Source organism: Allobosea sp. TAF32 (assembly GCF_052113585.1).
Taxonomy (GTDB): Bacteria; Pseudomonadota; Alphaproteobacteria; order Rhizobiales; family Beijerinckiaceae; genus Allobosea.
Genome location: NZ_JBFRDM010000003.1, coordinates 335,072 through 351,814 on the forward strand (window position 1 = coordinate 335,072; position 16,743 = coordinate 351,814).

Genomic DNA, 16,743 nt, shown 5'->3' on the forward strand with positions numbered 1-16,743 from the left:
CTAGCCGAGAAAGAGGCGAAGCGCTGATGAGCGAAGCTGTCGCGCCGACACTCACCGGCCGCATCTGCCTTGTGGCGGGAGCCTCGCGCGGGGTCGGGCGCGGCATCGCCAGGGCCTTGGGCGAGGCCGGCGCCACGGTGATCGTCACCGGGCGCTCCAGCGAGGCCGGGCCGCATACCGATCAGCGCCCGGAAACCTTCGAGGATACGGCCCGCGAGGTCGAGGCGGCCGGCGGCAAGGGCTACCCCTATCGCTGCGACCACACCAGTGAACGCGATGTCGACGGGCTCGCCGCCTGGGCCCTGCGCCGCTTCGGCCGGCTCGACTGCGTCGTCGATGCGGTCTGGGGCGGCAATGAAGGCTATGACGGCGAGCGCTACCCGGACGGCTCGGGCTTCGGCACTCCCTTCTGGCGCCGCCCGGTCGCGAGGCTGGGGGAGAGCTTCGAGAGCGGCGTCTATGCCCAGCTCCTTCTCGCACGTGCCGTCGCGCCGGCCATGGTGCAGATGCGCTCCGGCCTCATCGTCACGGTGAGTTTCGACACGGCAGGCAGCTATCTCGGCGATGTCTTCTACGATCTCGCCAAGGCCGCGATGAATCGGCTGACCTTTGCGATGGCCGAAGAGTTGAAGTCCTTCGGCGTCACCGCGCTCGGGCTTTCGCCGGGCTATGTCCTGACCGAGCGCGTCCGCGACGCCGGCCTCGCAGCGGAAACCACGGAAACGCCGCTCTATGCCGGCCGCGCCGTCGCCGCGCTCGCCGCCGACCCGCAACTTGCTCGCTTCGCCGGACAGGTGCTGCAAGTCGCCGATCTGGCGCGCGCCTATGGCTTCACCGACCGGGACGGCTCGCAGCCCGGCCGCTTCGTCATCACGAACGAACAGGGAGGCGGCGATGTCGCTCAAGGGTAAGACGCTTTTCATCACCGGCGGCTCGCGCGGTATCGGCCTTGCCATCGCGATCAAGGCTGCGAAGGACGGCGCCAATGTGACCATCGCGGCCAAGACGGCCGAGCCGCACCCGAAGCTGCCGGGCACGATCTATACGGCCGCGGCCGAGATCGAGGCGGCCGGCGGCAAATGCCTGCCGCTGATGGTCGATGTCCGCGACGAGCAGGGCGTTGCCGAGGCGATCGCCAAGACGGCCGAGACCTTCGGCGGCATCGACATCGTCGTGAACAACGCCAGCGCGATCCAACTCGCCAACACCCAGATGATCGACATGAAGCGCTTCGATCTGATGCATCAGATCAACACGCGCGGCACCTTCATGGTCTCGAAATATGCGATTCCGTATCTGGAGAAGGCCGCGAATCCGCATATCCTGATGCTCTCGCCGCCGCTCGACATGAAGACGCAGTGGTTCGCGCCGCATCTGGCCTATTCCATCGCCAAATACGGCATGAGCCTGTGCGTGCTCGGCCTCGCCGGGGAGTTGGCGCCGAAAGGCATCGCGGTCAACGCGCTTTGGCCGCGCACGACCATCGCGACCGCCGCCGTCCAGAACCTGCTCGGCGGCGACAAGATGGTGCAGGCGAGCCGCACGCCCGAAATCCTGGCCGATGCCGCCCATATGATCTTCTCGAAGTCGTCCCGCGAATTCTCGGGCAACTTCCTGATCGACGACAGCTTCATGGCGGGCGAGGGCGTCACGGACTTCACGCCCTATCGGGTCGATCCGTCCGTGCCGCTGATGCCGGATTTCTTCGTCCCGGCCGACAGCAAGCCGCCGCAGGGGGTAAAGGGTGGCGTCTGAGCCGTCATCGGTTTGACATGCGTCCCGGATCGGAGTTCCTGCCGGCACCTGTCCTGACCGTGCAGCGAGATTCGCGCCCATGCTGATTATCCATGGCGTCTGCCCCGATTCGCGCGACAAGCTTCGGCATGCGGCGCTCGGGCCGGGCGAGGCCTTTCCGGCGGACGCCATCTGGATCGATCTGCTCAACCCGACGCCCGAGGAAGACAAGCGCGTCGAGCAGCATCTCGGCATCTCGATCCCGACGCGCGAGGAGATGCATGATCTCGAGCCTTCCGAGATCATCTACACCGAGGATGGCGCGCGCTTCATGACGGCGCGCATCATCTGCCAGTCCGATACGGTCGTTCCCAAATTGGCGGACGTCACCTTCATCCTGACCGACAAGGCGCTGGTGACGGTGCGTTATGACGAGCCGGGCGCCTTCAACATCTTCCTCAACCGCGCGACCAAGCCGGGCGGTTGCGGCGAGCAACCGGAAGCGGTCCTCGACGGGCTGATCGAGGCGATCGTCGATCGTGCGGCGGAGGTGCTGCGCGGCGTCGGCGACAAGATCGACATCGCCTCGCGCCGGATCTTCGCCGGGCGGGGACAGGATGTGGAGCGGGGCGGCGTCTATCAGATCGTCATCCAGAAGATCGGCCAGTACGAGCACATCATCTCGAATGTGCGCGAGAGCATGGTTTCGGTCGAGCGCGTGCTGCTCTTCCTCTCGGCCAACTATACCCGGCCGAAGAAGGCGCAGACCGGATTTTCGGCGGAGTGGCGCTCGGCTGTGCGCGACGTGCAGGCCATCGAGGAGCACGCCGCCTTCCTCTCCAACAAGCTGCAGTTCATGATGGACGCTACGCTCGGGCTCGTCTCGATCGAGCAGAACAAGATCATCAAGCTGTTTTCGGTCGTTTCGGTCGCGCTCATGCCGCCGACGCTGATCGCCTCGATCTACGGCATGAACTTCAAGACCATGCCGGAGTTGGATTGGCAGTGGGGCTATCCGATGGCGATCGGGCTGATGATCCTGTTCGCTGTTCTGCCCTATATGCTCTTTCGCTGGAAGAAATGGCTCTGACGCCAGGCTTGCGGCGGCTACCCAGACGACCGGATGACCCAGCCTCAGCTTCTCTCCGTTCTCCTCGTCGCCGGCATGATGGCCGCCTTCCTCTGGGGGCGGCTGCGCTACGACATCGTTGCGATGCTGGCGCTGTTGTTCGCCGTGGTCCTGGGGCTGGTGCCGGCCGCAGAGGCCTTCAAGGGCTTCTCCGATGACATCGTGATCATCGTCGGCAGCGCGCTGGTGCTGAGCGCGGCGGTTGCGCGCTCCCGCATCATCGAGCGCCTGTTCTCGAAGCTGGGTCCGCGCCTCTCCTCGACCCAGCTGGAGGTGCCCCTGCTCGTTTTCGCGGTCGCCATCATGTCGGCGATCATCAAGAACATCGGCGCGCTCGCGATGATGCTGCCGATCGCCTACCAGCTCGCGCGCAAGGGCGGGAGATCGCCCTCGGTCTTCCTGATGCCGATGGCCTTTGCCTCATTGCTGGGCGGTATCGTCACGCTGGTCGGCACTTCGCCCAACGTCATCGTCGCACGCGTCAGGCAGGAGCTTGGCGGCGAGCCCTTCCGGATGTTCGATTTCGCGCCGGTCGGCATCGTTGTGGCGCTGGCGGGCTGCGCCTTCCTGAGCGTCGGCTACCGGCTTCTGCCGCGCGACCGTCGTGGCGCCGTCACGCTCGATCAGGCTATCGACATCAAGGATTACCTCACCGAAGCGAAGGTCGCGGAGAAGTCGCCGCTCGCCGGCAAGACAGTGGCGGACCTCAAGGCGATCGGCGACGGCGGGGCCGAGATCGTCTCGATCCTGCGCAAAGAGCGCCGCGTGCAGGCGCCGCTGCCGGATGCGGGCCTGCGAACAGGGGACATTCTGCTGTTGCGCGGCGATGCGGCCGTGCTCGAGCGCGTCGTCGCCGAGGGCGGGCTGGACCTGATCGGAAAGAACCGTCCCACACAGAAGGAGGATGCGCTCGATCCCGACCGCATAGCCGAGGCGATCATCGGGCCGGACTCTGTTCTGATCGGACAATCCGCCGGCGATCTGGCGCTGCACAGCCGCTTCGGCGTCAACATGATCGCGATCAGCCGCTCCGGCGAGCGCTTCAGCCAGCGACTGCGCGATATCCGCCTGCGCGCCGGCGATATCGTCGTCATCCAGGGCGACGAGAAGCTGCTGCCGGAAAAACTCTCGGAGACGGGGCTGCTGCCGCTGGCTGACCGGCTTCTGCCGCTCGGCTCGACGCGTCGTGTGCTGCTGACCGTGACGATCGTGCTGGCTGCGATCATCGCGCTCGCGGCCGGGCTCGCTCCGGTGCCGCTTGTCTTTTTTGCCGCGGCCGTATCGCTGATCGCCTTCCGCTGCGTGCCGCTGCGCGAGGCCTATCAGAACATCGACGCGCCGATCCTGCTGATGCTGGCGGCGCTGATCCCGGTCAGCGACTCCTTGCGGACGACGGGCACGACCGATCTCTTCGCGTCCTGGCTTGCTGCGGCCGGAAGTGGCATGCCGGGCTGGGCCTCCGTTGCGCTGATCCTCATTGCGGCGATGGCCGTGACCCCCTTCCTGAACAACGCAGCGACAGTGCTCGTGATGGCGCCGATCGGCGCCGGCTTCGCCAAAAATCTCGGCTACAATCCCGACGCCTTCCTGATGGCGGTCGCGATCGGCGCGGCCTGCGACTTCCTCACGCCGATCGGCCATCAGTGCAACACGCTGGTAATGGGGCCGGGCGGCTATCGCTTCGGCGATTATGCCCGGCTCGGCGCGCCGCTCTCGCTCATCGTCATTCTGCTCGCCGTGCCGATGATCCTGCTGGTCTGGCCGCTGCGCTAGAGCCAGCCGTTCCGCTTGAACCGCCAATACAGCGTCACGCAGGCGCAGGCGATCAGCAGCAGCACCACGTAGTAGCCGTACTGGAATTCCAGCTCCGGCATGTTCTTGAAGTTCATGCCGTAGATGCCGGCGACCGCGGTCGGAACCGCCAGGATGGCTGCCCAGGAGGCGAGCCGCTTGGTGATGGAGTTCTCCTGGCTCTGTCCGACCAGCAGGCTCGCCTCGAAGGCGAAGGCCAGCACCTCGCGCAGGCTGTCGATCTTCTCCTGCACGGTACGGACATGGTCGGTCACGTCTCGGAACATCGCGGCGAGCGCCGGCCGCACCTGGGGCACGTTGCCATTGGTCAGGCGCTGGCAGACATCGACCAGCGGCGCGATGGCATTGCGCAGCCGCAGCAGGTCGCGCCGGAGCATGTAGAGCCGCTCGATGTCGGAGCGCGTCATCGGCTTGGCGAGAACCCTGTCCTCGATCTCCTCGACCTCGTCATGGATCGCCTCTAGCACCGGCATGTAATTGTCGACGATGAAGTCGAGGATCGCATAGAGGATGAAGTCCTCGCCCTTGGCCAGCGAGGTCGGGCAGGTCTCCCAATGCTGCCGGACCGACGTATATGAGGTCGAGGCGCCATGACGCACGCTGACGATATAGCCGCGGCCGATGAAGATATGCGTCTCGCCGAAAGCGATGCGCCCGTCGATCAGTTGCGCGGTGCGCGCCACCACGAACAGGGCGTCGCCATATTGCTCGAGCTTCGGGCGCTGATGGGCATTGGTGGCATCCTCGACCGCGAGCGGATGCAGGTTGAACTGCTGCTGCACGCATTTGAGCACGGCGGGTTCCGGTTCGAAGAGCCCGATCCAGACGACATGGCCGTCCTTGTTTGCCCATTCGCCGGCTTCCTCCACCGGAATGTCGGCGATGCGAACGCCATGAGCATAGACGCTTGATGCGACGACGCCGGCTTCGTGAAGTTGCCCCTCGGCCCCTGGATCGCGAGGAAGCGGTTTTGGAGCCGCGGAGGCGGCAAACCGGACGTTCGAGACTGTCATGCGATCACCTCGTCGATCGCGAGATCACCCTGCGGGCAGGCTAGAACTGTTCCTGGTCCTTGGAAATCACTTTTCCGGCAAAAGGAGCGCTGTGGCGGCGACGGGTCGACCTCTACGCCATCACCCTGGCGGCGACCTGCTTCAGCGCCGCGCTGTCGCGCTCCAGCCAGCCGGGAACGGGCAGATTCTTCGAGCGCAGGAATTCGGGGTTGAACAGCTTGGACTGGTAGCGCGTGCCGTAGTCGCACAGCACCGTCACGATCGTGTGGCCGGGACCCATCTGCTTCGCCAGCCGGATCGCGCCGGCGACATTGATGCCCGAAGAGCCGCCGAGGCACAGCCCTTCCTGCTCGAGCAGGTCGAAGACGATCTGCACCGCTTCGGCATCGGGAATCTGGAAGGCGGCGTCGACCGGCGCGTCCTCCAGATTGGCGGTGATGCGGCCCTGGCCGATGCCCTCGGTGATCGAGGATCCCTCCGCCTTCAGCACGCCTGATGTGTAGTAGGAATAGAGCGCCGCGCCCATCGGGTCGGCGAGGCCGATCGTCACCTTCGGATTGCGTGCCTTCAGCGCCATGCCGACGCCGGCAAGCGTGCCGCCCGAGCCGACCGCGCAGATGAAGCCGTCGACCTTGCCTGCCGTCTGCTCCCAGATTTCCGGGCCGGTCGTCTCGAAATGGCCTTGCCGGTTGGCGGTGTTGTCGAACTGGTTGGCCCAGATCGCGCCGTTCGGCTCGCTCTTCGCCAGCTCCTCGGCGAGGCGGCCGGAGACCTTCACATAGTTGTTGGGGTTGGAATAAGGCGCGGCCGGCACCTCGACCAGCGTGGCGCCCGCCAGCCGCAGCATGTCCTTCTTTTCCTGGCTCTGCGTCTCCGGGATGACGATGACGGAGCGATAGCCCAGCGCATTGCCGACCAGCGCGATGCCGATGCCGGTATTACCCGCCGTGCCTTCGACGATCACGCCGCCGGGCTTGAGCTGCCCCTTCGCCTCTGCGTCGCGGATGATGGCGAGCGCGGCGCGGTCCTTCACCGACTGCCCGGGATTCATGAATTCGGCCTTGCCGAGGATGGTGCAGCCGGTTTCCCGCGATGCCTGCTGCAGCTTGATGAGCGGGGTGTTGCCGATCGCTTCGATGACGCCGTCGCGGATGGTCATGGCCGGATTTCCCAATTCGTCTCTGACCTGATAGGCGAAACGCTCGCCAAGGTCACCAAGCAAGCGGGCCGCACGCCCCGAGTTCGCAACAATGCCAATCGCCAAACCGCAGCCGGGAGAAAACTCTTCTCCAAGGCTCGCCATGAATGAAATTCTGGTCGTCGATCACCTCGGTCAGCGCGGCGACGGTATTGTGCGAACGCCCGCTGGCACCGTGTTCGTGCCCTATGCTCTGGCGGGCGAAACCGTGCGCGCCGTGGTCGACGGCGAGCGCGGGCAACTCGTGGAGATCATAGCGCCCTCCACATCCCGCATCGCTGCGATCTGCCCGCTCTTCACCCGCTGCGGCGGCTGCGCGGCGCAGCATATGGAGCCCGGCCTCTACCGGGAATGGAAGCGCCAGCAGGTCGTCACGACATTGAGCCGCGCCGGCATCGAGGCGCCGGTCGCCGGCCTCGTCGATGCCCATGGCGCCGGGCGCCGGCGTGTGACCTTCCATGCCCGCCGCCAGGGCGAGGCGATGGTCGTCGGCTTCATGGCTGCGCGCAGCCATGAACTCATCGCGATCGAGGCTTGCCCGGTGCTGGTGCCGGGCCTGGATCGAGCGCCTGCCGTCGCCCTGATGTTGGCGAACCGCATGGGCGGCGCGAACAAGCCGCTCGACATCCAGATCACCGCTTCGGAAGCCGGACTCGACGTCGATATGCGCGGTCACGGCCCGCTCGGCGACAAGCTCAGGCTCGCCCTGACGCAGCTGGCCGAACGGCTCGACCTCGCCCGGCTCTCGAATCATGGCGAAATCGTCGTCGAGCGCCGGCCACCCTTGCAGCACATGGGCAAGGCCCTGGTCGCCCCGGCTGCAGGCGGTTTCCTCCAAGCGACGGCAGCGGGCGAGGAGGTTCTGGCCGGTCTCGTGATGGATGCCCTGCCGAAGGGCAAGCGCGTCGCCGATCTCTTCGCCGGTTGCGGCCCGTTCAGCTTCCGGCTGGCCGAGCGCATGCAGGTGCTGGCGGTGGAGAGCGAGAACGCGGCGATGCTCGCCCTTGCCAGGGGCGCCGGTGCGACGCAGGGGCTGAAGCCCATCGCCACCGAGACGCGCGACCTGTTCCGACGCCCCCTGCTGGAGCATGAACTCAACGGCTTCGACGTCGTGGTGCTCGACCCGCCGCGCGCCGGCGCGGAAGCGCAGGTCAAGCGGCTGGCCGCCTCCAAGGTCAGGGACGTGATCTACGTTTCCTGCGATGCCGGCAGTTTCGCCCGCGATGCTGCGACGCTGGTTGCGGGCGGTTATGCGTTGGAGGCCGTGACGCCGGTCGACCAGTTCCGCTATTCCGCCCATGTCGAGCTCGTCGGCGTGTTCCGGCGAGGCAGGAAGGGATAATCCCGGTTCGAACATCTCTCAGCCCTCATCCTGAGGAGCCGCGAAGCGGCGTCTCGAAGGATGGTCCAGGAGGCTCCGAAACCATCTGGAGCATCCTTCGAGACGCAAGCTCCGCTTGCTCCTCAGGATGAGGGCTGAGGTTCGAAAAGGCTTACGAGGCAGGGCTTCAGGATGAGCACAATTCTCGATCGCATGGCCGGCATCGTCGGCGCGAAGAACGTCGTCACTGATCCCGACGCGATGGTGCCTTACCTCAAGGAGTGGCGCGATCTCTTCCGCGGCAAGGCGCAAGGCATCGTCCGCCCCGGCTCGACCGCCGAGGTGGCGGAGCTGGTGAAGCTCGCCGCCGAGACCGGCACGACGCTGGTGCCGCAGGGCGGCAATACCGGCCTCGTCGGCGGCCAGATCCCGATTGCGGAGGGCAGGGAGATCATCCTCTCGCTGCAGCGGCTCGACAAGGTCCGCGTCGTCGACACCGACGGCGACACCATGATCGTCGAAGCCGGCGTCACGCTGAAGCGCGCGCAGGACACGGCCGAGGCGGCCGGCCGTCTCTTCCCGCTCTCGCTTGCCTCGGAAGGTTCCTGCACCATCGGCGGCAACCTCTCGACCAATGCCGGCGGCACGGCCGTGCTCGCCTATGGCAATGCCCGCGAGCTCTGCCTCGGGCTTGAGGTCGTGCTGCCCGACGGGCGCATCTGGAACGGGCTGCGCCAGCTCCGCAAGGACAACACCGGCTACGACCTGAAGGACCTCTTCATCGGCGCCGAAGGCACGCTTGGCATCATCACGGCTGCCGTGCTCAAGCTCTTCCCGCTGCCGGCGGCACGCGCCACGGCCTTCCTCGCCGTGCCGGACCCTGAAGCGGCGCTCGCGCTGCTGAATGCCGCCAAGGCCGGTGCCGGCGGCACGCTCACCACTTTCGAATTGATGCCCCGCATCGGCCTCGAATTCGTCCTGCGCCACGCTTCGGGCGCGCGCGACCCGCTCTCGGAGCCGTCGCCCTGGTACGTCCTGATGGAAGTCTCCGCTCAGTCCGCGGCCGGGCTCGACGAGGCTGTCGAGGCCTTCCTCGGCGATGCCCTTGAGAAGGGCATCGTCACGGATGCGGCGTTGGCGGGATCGCTGACCCAGCGCGCCGATTTCTGGAAGCTGCGCGAGATGATGTCGGAAGTGCAGACCTATGAGGGTGGCTCGATCAAGCACGACGTCTCGGTGCCGGTCCATGCCACGCCCGAATTCCTGAAGCGGGCAATTCCGGTAGTCGAGGCGATGGTGCCGGGCTGCCGGCCCGTGCCTTTCGGCCATCTCGGCGACGGCAATATCCATTTCAACGTCAGCCAGCCGGTCGGCGCCGACAAGGCGACGTATCTCGCCTGCTGGAACGAGATGAACGAGGCGGTCCACGCCATCGTCACGGAGCTGCACGGCTCGATCTCGGCCGAACACGGCATCGGCCGCCTGAAGCGCGACCTGCTGCCGGGCGTGAAGGATGCGGTCGAGCTCGACCTGATGCGCAGCATCAAGCAGACGCTCGACCCGAAGGGGATACTCAACCCCGGCGCGATGCTGGCGCAGGGCTGAGCACGCCCGTCATGCTCGGGCGTGACCCGAGCATCTCCTGATCGAGCTTCTCGGGTCTGCGCTCCGCCCAGCCCGAGAATGACGCCAACGCGCGGTGGCTACTGGCCTGCTTGCCCCATCGGCAAGCTGCGTCGTGAAGCATCGCCGTCGGTGCTCGCTGCTCAAAAATTTGGCAGGATGGTCCCCGCGCTCGATTGACCGCTTTTTGCCTCGTCACTAGCCTTCGGCCTCATAACGAGAACGTGAGGGGTTGGCTGGTATGATCGGCGTGACGCGGATGCTGTCGAATTGCGCGCGGATGACGGGCTTCGGGCCGACGCGGCGCGGTCTTGTCGGGGCGGCTTTGGTGGGAGCGGTCGCGCTGGCCGGGGCGATGCCCGCCACCGCCCAGACACCACTCAAGTTCACGCTCGACTGGGTCTTCCAGGGGCCGACCTCGCCCTTCCTCGTCGCGCTCGACAAGGGTTACTACAAGGCCGAAGGGCTGGATGTGACGATGGACCCCGGCCAGGGCTCGGCCGGCGCCGTCCAGCGCGTCGCGACCGGCGCCTACGACATCGGCTTCGCCGATGTGAACTCGCTGATCGAGTACAACGCCAAGAACGCGGGCAAGGAAATCCTCTGCGTCTTCATGGCCTATGACTTCCCGCCCTTCGGCGTCCACGCGCTGAAGAAGAGCGGCATCGCCAAGCCCGCAGACCTCGCCGGCAAGAAGCTGGGCGCGCCGGTCTTCGACGCCTCCTTCCGCCTGTTTCCGGCCTTCGCCAAGAAGGTCGGCATCGACGCTGCCAGCGTCCAGCACGTCAACCTGACGCCGCAGCTGCGCGAGCAGTCGCTGGTGCAGGGCACGGTCGACTTCATCTCCGGCCATTACTTCTCGTCGATCCTCGATCTGAAGGCGCGCGGCGTGAAGGCGGAGGACGTCGTCTCGTTCAACTACTCCGACTACAAGATGGACGTTTACGGCAACGGTATCATCGTCTCGCCGGCGCTCGCCGCGAAGCCGGAGGTCGTCACCGGCTTCCTGCGCGCCACCGCCAAGGCCTGGAAGGAGGTCGCCGCCAATCCGGCCCTGGGCATCGCTGCCGCCAAGAAGCGCGACCCGCTGATCGACGAGAAGCTGGAGGCCGAGCGCCTCGACATGTCGCTGAAAATGAACGTGCTGACGCCCTTCGTGAAGGAAAACGGCATGGGCGATGTCGATCCCGCCCGCTTCGCCCGCTCGGTCAAGGACGTGGCCGAAGCCTTCGGCCTTCCCTCTGCACCCGAGCCGGACAAGGTCTTCACGGGCAAGTTCCTGCCGCCGAAGGCGGAGCGGATGGTCGCGCCGTAGCGCATACAGCCGTCATGGTCGGGCTTGACCCGACCATCTCCTTGGAGCCTTTCCTTCCCGAGATTCTCGGGGCAAGCCCGAGAATGACGCATTTGATACCCGAAACTTCCGCTTCTCCCCTCGTCGAACTGCGGCAAGTCGGTCTCGCCTATGGCAGTGGTTCAAACCGCATGCTGGCGCTGGATGACGCGACGCTCTCCATCGACAAGGGCGAGTTCATCGCCGTGGTCGGTCCGTCCGGCTGCGGCAAGTCGACCTTGATGAAACTCGTCACCGGCCTGCTGCCTCCGACCAGCGGCGAAGTCCGCGTGCACGGACAGGTCGTGAAGGGGCCGATCCGCGGCGTCGGCATGGCCTTTCAGGCGCCGACCCTGATGCCGTGGCGGACCACGCGCGACAACATCCTGCTGCCACTGGAGGTGGTCGAGCCGCACAAGCGCCGTTTTCGATCCAACAAGGCCGAGTACATCGCGCGTGTCGAGGCGTTGCTTGCCTCGGTCGGGCTCGCCGGCTTCGGGGACAAATTCCCCTGGCAACTCTCGGGCGGCATGCAGCAACGCTCCAGCCTGTGCCGCGCCCTTGTCCACGAGCCGGATATCCTGATGCTCGACGAGCCTTTCGGCGCGCTCGACGCGTTCACGCGTGAAGAGCTTTGGGGTGTGATGCAGAAGCTCTGGATGGAGCGCCGCTTCACGGCCGTGCTCGTCACGCACGACCTGCGCGAAGCCGTCTATCTCGCCGACACCGTCTATGTGATGAGCCGGCGCCCCGGCAAGATCGTCAAGATCCGCAAGGTCGAGCTGCCGCGCCCGCGCACCCTGGAGACGACCTTCTCGGTCGAGTTCGTCGACATCGTCCACGAGCTGCGCGAACGCATCCATCTGGAGCATGCGTGATGAGCGAACCTCAGAAGCGCCTGCTGCTCATCGCCATGCCCTGGCTGGCTATGGCCGGCTTGCTGCTGGCCTGGGAACTGGCCTGCATCGTCTTCGACGTGCCGGAAATCTTGGCGCCGCGCCCCAGCCGCATCTTCGAGACCATGGTGCTGCGCTGGGACATCCTGCTGCGCTTCTGCCTGGAGACGCTCTGGACCACGCTGATCGGCTTCGCGATGGCGATCGGCTTCGGCCTGCTGCTCGGTCTTGCCATCGGCGCATCGCCCTTCGTCTATGCCGGGCTCTATCCGCTGCTGATCGCCTTCAACGCGATCCCGAAGGTCGCGATCGTACCGATCCTGATGATCTGGGTCGGCGTCGGCGCGTTGCCGGCTGTGATCACGGCCTTCGTCATCTCCTTCTTCCCGATCGTCGTGAACGTCGCCACGGGGCTCGCGACCATCGAGCCGGAGATGCGCGACGTGATGCGCTCGCTCGGCGCGAGCCAGTGGGAAATCCTGACCAAGGTCGGCGTTCCCCGCGCGATGCCCTATCTCTTCGCCAGCCTGAAGGTCTCGGTGACGCTCGCCTTCGTCGGCTCGGTGCTGTCGGAGACGGTCGGCGGCAATCGCGGCATCGGCTTCCTGATGCTGTCGGCCGGCGCGCGCAACGACGCGCCGACGACCTTCGCCGGCCTGTTCTCCATCGCCATCATGGGCATGGCGCTCTACGCGCTCTGCGCCCTGGTCGAGCGGCGGATGACCCGCTGGGCCTTCCGCGGCGAGATCGTCGCCTGAGCTACGGCGTCGCGACGTAGCCGTCGCGGCGCGGATCGGCCGCGCCGGTGAACACGCCGGTCACCGGATCGACCGCCACCGCCTGCATGCCACCGCAGCGCATCGTCCAGCCGACATCGAAGGCGCGCGCCTCATGGCCCCGCCGGACGAGTTCGGCGATGGTCTCCGGCCCGATCCGGTTCTCGATTTCGACGAGGCTGCCGTCCCAGAGCCGGGCGCGCGGCGCCTCGATCGCCTCCTGCAGTGGCAGACCGAAGACGAGATGCTGGACCATGGCCTGCGCCTGGGTCTGCATGATGCCGTAGCTGCCGGGCGTGCCCAGAGCGAGCACCGGCTTGCCGTCCCGCGTCGAGAGCGAGGGTGACATGCACATCGCCAGTTCGTCGCCGGGCTTGGAGCGGTTCGGGCTGTCGTGCTGGACGTCCGCCCAGTACAGGAAGTTGTTGAGGCACAGCCCCGTGCCGGTCACGACGACGCCGCTGCCGAAGGGGCTGCCGAGGCTCTGCGTGATGCAGATCAGGTTGCCGTCGCTGTCGGCGATCGAGAACGAGGTCGTATGCGCCGGGTCCTCGCTCGCCTGCGGCGTCCACTGTTCGGTCGGTCCCGTAACCGGCTTGCCGTCGGTGAGGCGCTTGCGCAGGCGCTCCACCGCGCCGTCGGACAAGAGTTCGGCGAGCTTGTCAGGACCGGGGTTGTTGTGGGCGATGCGCTCGCCGGCCGCGAGGCGGATCGCGCGGTAGACGAGGTCGAGATGATCAGCCCCGTCCTTTGGCAGGTCCGCGAAGTCGAGCCCGTCGAGCAGGCGCAGCGTCAGCAGGTACTGGAAGCCCTCGCAAGGCGGCGGCGGCACATGCACCGTCAGCCCGCGGAAGCTCGCCGCCAGCGGTTCGCGCCACACCGTCTTCACCGCCGCGAGATCGGCCATCGTCATCGAGCCGCCGAGCGCCTGCAGATGGGCGACGACCTTCTCGCCGAGGGCGCCGCGATAGAGGTGATCCGGCCCCTTGGCGGCGATATCGCTCAGCGTCTGCGCGAGGTCGGACTGCACGAGCAGCGAGCCGAGATGCAGGGCGCCATTGGGCTGATAGTTCTGGGACCAGGCCGGGTAGAGCGCGGGGCGATTCTTCAGCAATGGATCGTTCTCTTCGAACTCCGCCGCGCCGAACTCGGCCAGCGCGAAACCATCCCGCGCCAGCGCGATGGCGGGCGCGAAAACCTCCGGCAGGGCTTTGCGACCGTAGGTCTTCACCAGCTCGCACCAGCCGGCGAGGTTGCCCGGCGAAGCGACGGCGAGCGGGCCGCGCTCGAGGTCGGTGCGCTTGCTGAAGCGCTCGGCCGGAAAGCTCGCGGGAATCGGCGGCACGAAATCGAGCACCCGCACGCGCTGTTCGGCCGCGACCCATAGCGTGGCGAAGCCCATCCCGGCGAGGCCGGACATGAACGGCTCGACGACATTGAGCGCGGCGGCGGTGGCGGCTGCGGCGTCGAAGGCATTGCCACCCTGCGCCAGAATGCGCGCTCCGGCCTGCGCCGCCAGTGGATGGGCCGCGGCGACCATGCCGTGGCGAGAGGTCATGGTGGGGCGGCGGCCGTGCATCTCTCGTCTCCTCGTCGTCTTCTGCGGCGATCAGAGCATGATTCCGGCGCTAGAACAGGCTGCCTTGCCCGTCATCCGTGGGAGGCCGGGTCGCCTTGCGCGCATGGCGCTTGGGCTCTTCGGGAGTCTCCCGATGGGGCGGATCGCCCAGAGGCAGCTGCACTTCCGGCCCGTCATTGGCGACCTTGTTGACGGTGTTGCCGATGGCGACGGCCTCCAGCATCTCGTCCGGTGGCGGCTTGAGCAGACGCCCGGTCTGCTCGGCCGTGGCCTGCGGATCGAGCCACGCATTGTAGTCGCGCCGATCGAGAATGATCGGGCAGCGGTGGTGGATCGCGGCCATCAGCCCGTTCGCCGGCCCCGTCATCATCGCGACCGTGTCGATCTCCGAACCATCCGGCGAATGCCAGGTCTCCCACAGCGCGGCGAAGGCGAAGAGGCCGCGATCCGGCCGGCGAAACAGGAATGGCTCGCTCTGCGCCTGCCGGCCGGTGCCGCTGCGCCGCCATTCATAGAAGGCATCGGCTGGCAGCAGGCAGCGCCGGCGTGTCAGCGCGTTGCGAAAGGACGGCTTTTCGGCCGCGCTCTCGCTGCGCACGTTGATGACCAGCGGAAAGTCCTTCGCGTCCCGCACCCAGCTGGGAATGAAGCCCCAGCGCATCAGCAGGAAGCGCGGCGTTCCATCGTGCAGGAGGACGGCCGGCACCGGCTGTGTCGGCGCGATGTTGTAGCGCGGCGGGAAATTCGGCTGCTCGCGATAGCCGAAGGCCTCGCGCATCGCTACAGGGGGGAGGGTAATCGCATAGCGTCCGCACATGGCGGCTGTTTAGGTCGAGACGAGGCGGTCAGATCAACACTTTCTTTCCGGTTGGCCAAACATAGTCGCGCCGATTCCGGGGCGGATGATGAGTGCCATCGCGACGAATGTGCTGGCTGTGGCGCCGGCGGGACTGGCTGGAAGCGTCGACGCTCCCCGTCTCTCGACCGATTTTCTGAACCGCTACAGCGAGGCCCTGATGCTGATCGAGATGGCCGGCATGGACGAGAGTCTCGTCGCCGATCTTCAGGCCTGGCAGAGCGTCGGCTATCGCGAGCATTTCCGAAATTCGCCGCTGCGTTGTGCGGCTTCGGCGCTGGCGGCCTATGACAGGATCGAGCCCGCCCGCGCGGTCGCCTTCGAGGATGTCTGCCGATCAATGACCCGGCTGGTGCGGACTGTGACCGCGCTGCTTGTCGAGACGCCGCAGCCGAAGGAACTGCCGGTGATCGTCGAGGTCGCGAGCGATGCCCTGCGCCGGCAGATCGCCCGCGCCACGCAGTTTATCAACGCCAATGGCGCGATCGACATCGCCGTTTTCGAGGATGCGGTCTTGCAGGCGCAGATCGATGCGCTGATCGCGCGCTGATCAGGCTTGCCGCCGCGCCCCGACGAGAAATTCCCGGTTGCCGTCGCCACCCTCGATCGGGGAGGGGATCGGCCCATCGACCGTGAAGCCGAGCGCCTGCAATTCCGCGACGATCTCGTCGCAGACCTGACGCTGGATCGCCTCGTCCCGGACGATGCCCTTCTTGAGGGCGGCCCGGCCGGCCTCGAACTGGGGCTTGATCAGCGCGGCTATGCCGGCAGCCGGCGCGAGCAGCGCCGCCACCGCGGGCAGTACGAGCTTGAGCGAGATGAAGCTGACGTCGATGGCTGCGAAGGATGGCGGTTCCGGCAGGGCCTCCGGGGCCAATGTGCGGATGTCCTGACCTTCGAAGCTGGTGACGCGCGGATCGGCGCGCAGCGAGGCATGGAGCTGATCGCGCCCGACATCGACGGCGACGACATGGCGGGCGCCGCGCTTCAGCAGCAGGTCGGTGAAGCCGCCGGTCGAGGAGCCGACATCGAGGCAGGTCAACCCCTGCGGGTCGAAACCGAAGGAGTCGAGGGCGCCTTCCAGCTTGAGGCCGCCACGCGATACGTAAGGGTGAGGCGCTTCGGCGGTCAGTTCGGCGTCATCAGCCACCATTTCCGAGGCCTTGCGTACCGGCCGGCCGGCGACGCTGACGAGCCCGGCGGCAATGGCGGCCTGAGCCCGCGCCCGGCTCTCGAAGAAGCCGCGCTCGACAAGCAGTTGGTCCGCGCGGCTTTTCATCGTGCTTCGCCCGCATCGGCAAGCCTTTGCCTCCAGCCCTCATCCTGAGGAGCCATTTCGTCAGAAATGGCGTCTCGAAGGATGCTCCGGATATCTCCGGAACCTCCTGGAGCATCCTTCGAGACGCGATCCGTTGGATCGCTCCTCAGGATGAGGGCTGAGGATGTCGGCATCGCTGACATGGCTTTTGGCGC

15 protein-coding genes are annotated in these 16,743 nt (G+C 66.5%); 10 read left to right on the forward strand and 5 right to left on the reverse strand.

Annotated features, from left to right (window positions below):
• Positions 1-26 precede the first annotated feature (26 nt).
• The 4 genes from AB4Z16_RS09110 to AB4Z16_RS09125 all read left to right on the forward strand — a co-directional run bounded on the left by AB4Z16_RS09110 (position 27) and on the right by AB4Z16_RS09125 (position 4,636).
• Positions 27-911 carry an SDR family NAD(P)-dependent oxidoreductase gene (locus tag AB4Z16_RS09110; protein WP_441511011.1) on the forward strand — a complete coding sequence of 295 codons (885 nt, stop codon included), beginning with the start codon at positions 27-29 and terminating at the stop codon, positions 909-911.
• The gene (locus AB4Z16_RS09115; RefSeq protein ID WP_441511012.1) at positions 895-1,755 is read left to right on the forward strand and encodes an SDR family oxidoreductase; all 861 of its coding nucleotides are present in this window, start codon (positions 895-897) and stop codon (positions 1,753-1,755) included. The genes AB4Z16_RS09110 and AB4Z16_RS09115 overlap by 17 nt, the downstream gene beginning before the upstream one ends.
• Positions 1,756-1,834: 79 nt before the next feature.
• Positions 1,835-2,824: a magnesium transporter CorA family protein gene (locus AB4Z16_RS09120; RefSeq protein ID WP_441511013.1), complete on the forward strand. Its 990-nt coding sequence runs from the start codon at positions 1,835-1,837 to the stop codon at positions 2,822-2,824.
• 33 nt (positions 2,825-2,857) lie between these two features.
• Positions 2,858-4,636 carry an SLC13 family permease gene (locus AB4Z16_RS09125; RefSeq protein WP_441511014.1) on the forward strand — a complete coding sequence of 593 codons (1,779 nt, stop codon included), beginning with the start codon at positions 2,858-2,860 and terminating at the stop codon, positions 4,634-4,636.
• On the opposite strand, the gene corA is transcribed toward AB4Z16_RS09125, so the two are convergent.
• Positions 4,633-5,688, reverse strand: a complete 1,056-nt coding sequence (corA, locus tag AB4Z16_RS09130) for a magnesium/cobalt transporter CorA (protein ID WP_441511015.1) — start codon at positions 5,686-5,688, stop codon at positions 4,633-4,635. The genes AB4Z16_RS09125 and corA overlap by 4 nt on opposite strands.
• 112 nt (positions 5,689-5,800) lie before the next feature.
• Positions 5,801-6,847: a cysteine synthase A gene (locus tag AB4Z16_RS09135; protein ID WP_441511016.1), complete on the reverse strand. Its 1,047-nt coding sequence runs from the start codon at positions 6,845-6,847 to the stop codon at positions 5,801-5,803.
• 142 nt (positions 6,848-6,989) lie between these two features.
• Here AB4Z16_RS09135 and AB4Z16_RS09140 point away from each other — a divergent pair, with 142 nt between their 5' ends.
• The 5 genes from AB4Z16_RS09140 (at position 6,990) to AB4Z16_RS09160 (ending at position 12,817) form a co-directional block, all read left to right on the forward strand.
• The gene (locus AB4Z16_RS09140) at positions 6,990-8,228 is read left to right on the forward strand and encodes a class I SAM-dependent RNA methyltransferase (RefSeq protein ID WP_441511017.1); all 1,239 of its coding nucleotides are present in this window, start codon (positions 6,990-6,992) and stop codon (positions 8,226-8,228) included.
• A gap of 171 nt (positions 8,229-8,399) precedes the next feature.
• Positions 8,400-9,812, forward strand: a complete 1,413-nt coding sequence (locus AB4Z16_RS09145; protein WP_441511018.1) for an FAD-binding oxidoreductase — start codon at positions 8,400-8,402, stop codon at positions 9,810-9,812.
• Between the two features lie 259 nt (positions 9,813-10,071).
• A complete protein-coding gene (locus AB4Z16_RS09150; RefSeq protein ID WP_441511192.1) occupies positions 10,072-11,145 on the forward strand; it encodes an ABC transporter substrate-binding protein in 1,074 nt (357 codons plus the stop codon).
• A 170-nt stretch (positions 11,146-11,315) separates the two neighbouring features.
• Positions 11,316-12,041, forward strand: a complete 726-nt coding sequence (locus AB4Z16_RS09155) for an ABC transporter ATP-binding protein (protein ID WP_441511193.1) — start codon at positions 11,316-11,318, stop codon at positions 12,039-12,041.
• Positions 12,041-12,817, forward strand: coding sequence for an ABC transporter permease (locus AB4Z16_RS09160; RefSeq protein WP_441511019.1), 777 nt, complete (start codon positions 12,041-12,043; stop codon positions 12,815-12,817). Before AB4Z16_RS09155 ends, AB4Z16_RS09160 begins: the two co-directional genes overlap by 1 nt.
• A gap of 1 nt (position 12,818) precedes the next feature.
• Here the strand turns inward: AB4Z16_RS09160 and AB4Z16_RS09165 are convergent, their stop codons facing one another.
• Both AB4Z16_RS09165 and AB4Z16_RS09170 read right to left on the reverse strand, forming a co-directional pair.
• A complete protein-coding gene (locus AB4Z16_RS09165) occupies positions 12,819-14,414 on the reverse strand; it encodes a gamma-glutamyltransferase family protein (RefSeq protein ID WP_441511020.1) in 1,596 nt (531 codons plus the stop codon).
• A 49-nt stretch (positions 14,415-14,463) separates the two neighbouring features.
• Positions 14,464-15,231, reverse strand: coding sequence for an SOS response-associated peptidase (locus tag AB4Z16_RS09170; RefSeq protein ID WP_441511021.1), 768 nt, complete (start codon positions 15,229-15,231; stop codon positions 14,464-14,466).
• A gap of 85 nt (positions 15,232-15,316) precedes the next feature.
• Here AB4Z16_RS09170 and AB4Z16_RS09175 point away from each other — a divergent pair, with 85 nt between their 5' ends.
• Positions 15,317-15,820 (forward strand): hypothetical protein, encoded by a 504-nt coding sequence (locus AB4Z16_RS09175; protein ID WP_441511022.1) that lies wholly within the window; start codon positions 15,317-15,319, stop codon positions 15,818-15,820.
• Here the strand turns inward: AB4Z16_RS09175 and AB4Z16_RS09180 are convergent, their stop codons facing one another.
• A complete protein-coding gene (locus AB4Z16_RS09180; RefSeq protein WP_441511023.1) occupies positions 15,821-16,549 on the reverse strand; it encodes a TlyA family RNA methyltransferase in 729 nt (242 codons plus the stop codon).
• Positions 16,550-16,743 lie beyond the last annotated feature (194 nt).

Bases quoted from the DNA above. Each gene is read 5' to 3' on its own strand.
- AB4Z16_RS09150 (WP_441511192.1), top strand. From the start codon at position 10,072: ATGATCGGCGTGACGCGGATGCTGTCGAATTGCGCGCGGATGACGGGC.
- AB4Z16_RS09155 (WP_441511193.1), top strand. From the start codon at position 11,316: ATGCTGGCGCTGGATGACGCGACGCTCTCCATCGACAAGGGCGAGTTC.
- AB4Z16_RS09135 (WP_441511016.1), bottom strand. From the start codon at position 6,847: ATGACCATCCGCGACGGCGTCATCGAAGCGATCGGCAACACCCCGCTC.
- AB4Z16_RS09180 (WP_441511023.1), bottom strand. From the start codon at position 16,549: ATGAAAAGCCGCGCGGACCAACTGCTTGTCGAGCGCGGCTTCTTCGAG.
- AB4Z16_RS09170 (WP_441511021.1), bottom strand. From the start codon at position 15,231: ATGTGCGGACGCTATGCGATTACCCTCCCCCCTGTAGCGATGCGCGAG.
- AB4Z16_RS09125 (WP_441511014.1), top strand. From the start codon at position 2,858: ATGACCCAGCCTCAGCTTCTCTCCGTTCTCCTCGTCGCCGGCATGATG.
- AB4Z16_RS09145 (WP_441511018.1), top strand. From the start codon at position 8,400: ATGAGCACAATTCTCGATCGCATGGCCGGCATCGTCGGCGCGAAGAAC.
- AB4Z16_RS09110 (WP_441511011.1), top strand. From the start codon at position 27: ATGAGCGAAGCTGTCGCGCCGACACTCACCGGCCGCATCTGCCTTGTG.
- AB4Z16_RS09120 (WP_441511013.1), top strand. From the start codon at position 1,835: ATGCTGATTATCCATGGCGTCTGCCCCGATTCGCGCGACAAGCTTCGG.
- AB4Z16_RS09165 (WP_441511020.1), bottom strand. From the start codon at position 14,414: ATGCACGGCCGCCGCCCCACCATGACCTCTCGCCACGGCATGGTCGCC.
- AB4Z16_RS09115 (WP_441511012.1), top strand. From the start codon at position 895: ATGTCGCTCAAGGGTAAGACGCTTTTCATCACCGGCGGCTCGCGCGGT.
- AB4Z16_RS09160 (WP_441511019.1), top strand. From the start codon at position 12,041: ATGAGCGAACCTCAGAAGCGCCTGCTGCTCATCGCCATGCCCTGGCTG.
- AB4Z16_RS09175 (WP_441511022.1), top strand. From the start codon at position 15,317: ATGATGAGTGCCATCGCGACGAATGTGCTGGCTGTGGCGCCGGCGGGA.
- AB4Z16_RS09140 (WP_441511017.1), top strand. From the start codon at position 6,990: ATGAATGAAATTCTGGTCGTCGATCACCTCGGTCAGCGCGGCGACGGT.
- corA (WP_441511015.1), bottom strand. From the start codon at position 5,688: ATGACAGTCTCGAACGTCCGGTTTGCCGCCTCCGCGGCTCCAAAACCG.